Annotated in this window: 1 protein-coding gene; it reads right to left on the reverse strand. The window is 71.1% G+C overall.

Features of this window, described 5'->3' with window-relative positions:
• Positions 1 to 110: 110 nt before the first annotated feature.
• On the reverse strand, positions 111 to 1,849 hold a 1,739-nt coding region (locus Q0L15_RS21315), incomplete at its 5' end, for an IucA/IucC family siderophore biosynthesis protein (RefSeq protein WP_296606761.1).

Genomic DNA, 1,849 nt, shown 5'->3' on the forward strand with positions numbered 1-1,849 from the left:
CGTAAGCCGAACCGAATCCGACTTCGGCCTCCACCACAGCACCCGGGCCCCAGCGAACCCGCACCCCGACCGCGGACCGTCACCATGCCGCCGCCACCCCGCGCAGGCCATCAGGCGTTCTCAGCCCCGGGATGGCCGGCGATCGGGTTCTGCAGCGTGCCGGCGTAGATGAGGGACTCGGCCTGGTCGGTCAGGTCGACCATCTCCAGGGTGTTGCGCAGCTGGAGGCGGTTGAGGCAGCTGTGGCGGAACTCCGGGCGGAACAGGTCGTACGACGCCGCGGCCTCGGCCAGCTCGGGGTGGTCGGCCTCGTGGCGGCGTACGCAGTCGGCCACCTCGGCCCAGAACTCCGTCTCGTCGAGCACGCCGTCGGTGTGCAGGATCGCGGCGAGGTGGCGCAGGACGCCGTCGAAGACGTCGGTGTGCAGGGCCAGCGCCTTCACGTCCGGGTCGACGTCGGTGCGGATCCGCTCGATCTCCGCGGGCACCGGCCGGTCGGCGCTCATCACGCAGACCTCCTCGCCGATGTCCTTCATGATCGCCCGCACCGGCACGTGGTCGCGCAGCACGAGGATGAGGTTCTCCCCGTGCGGCATGAACGCCAGGTCGTGGGCCAGCAGGCAGTGCACGATCGGGCGCACGTAGACGTCGAGGTAGCCCCGCACCCAGGCCCGCGCGGACAGCCCGGACGTCGCGACCAGCGCTGCGGCCAGTGATCGACCTGTGGCATCGCGGTGCAACAACGCGGCCATCGTCATCAGCCGCTCACCCTCGGCGAGCCGAGGCACCGGGCTCTCGCGCCACAGCGCCGCGATCATCTTCGTGTACGGCGAGCGCGTGCCCAGCCGGTGGTACGCATCGCCGGTGTAGCCCACCGCCGCGACCTCGCGCAGCACCGAGAACCTCGGCGCCAGCTCGGGGTCCGACAACACGAGGTCGTGCACCCAGTCGTTGATGGCCGGGGTGGCCTCCATGTACTTCGGCGAGAGACCGCGCATGAACCCCATGTTCTGGATCGACAGCGCGGTCTTCACGTACGGCTGCGACGGGTCGGAGACGTTGAAGAACGTCCGGATCGACTGCTGCGCCCGATAGTCGTCGGGTCCCTCGCCGAGGTGGACGAGGTCGCGCCGCGCCAGGTCGGGCGCGAAGGTGATCGCGATCTTGTTCTCCCACTGCCAGGGGTGCACCGGGATCAGCCGGTACTCCTCGGGATCGAGGCCTGCCCTGCTCAGGAGCGAGGAGTCGACGACCTCGGGACCCGAGTGCCGGCTCAGCTCGCGTCGCGCCGCCAGCCAGTGCAGCCGCACGGTGCTGCCCGTCTCGGGCGCGTACGCCGCATGGTCGGTCAGCCCGAAGCCCACCCGCCCGTTGTTGGCCACGAACCCCGGATGCCCCTCGGTCATCGCGGCCTCGATCTCCTGGTAGTCCGCCGTAAGGAGGTCCGCGGCCGAGAGCTGCGCGTGCCGCAGCTTCCAGCACGCCGAGGCCAGGGTCGCCGCGATCTCCTCCAGGTACGTCGGCAGCAGCTCGTCCGGGATCCCCAGCAGCTCGGCGAGCTCGACGACGAACGCCTGCGCGTCCAGCGGCGCGGGCTCGTCCTTCACCCACCGCGAGACCGCGGCCTCGTCGACGGCCCAGTGGTCGAGCGCGAGCCGGGTGACGGCGAACGAGTACGTCACGTCGCCGGCGGGGGAGTCGAGCCGCCACCGGTCGCCGTCCGCGACCGGCGTGAGCAGCCGCTCGTGGGAGAACTCCGAGATCGCCTTGGTGACCAGGTGGCGCTGTGCGCGGGCCAGGAGGTCGGGGGAGAGGTGGTCGACGGGGTCTCGGTCGCGCAGGGACAGCA

The organism is Nocardioides sp. (genome assembly GCF_024509035.1).
Classification (GTDB): domain Bacteria; phylum Actinomycetota; class Actinomycetes; order Propionibacteriales; family Nocardioidaceae; genus Nocardioides.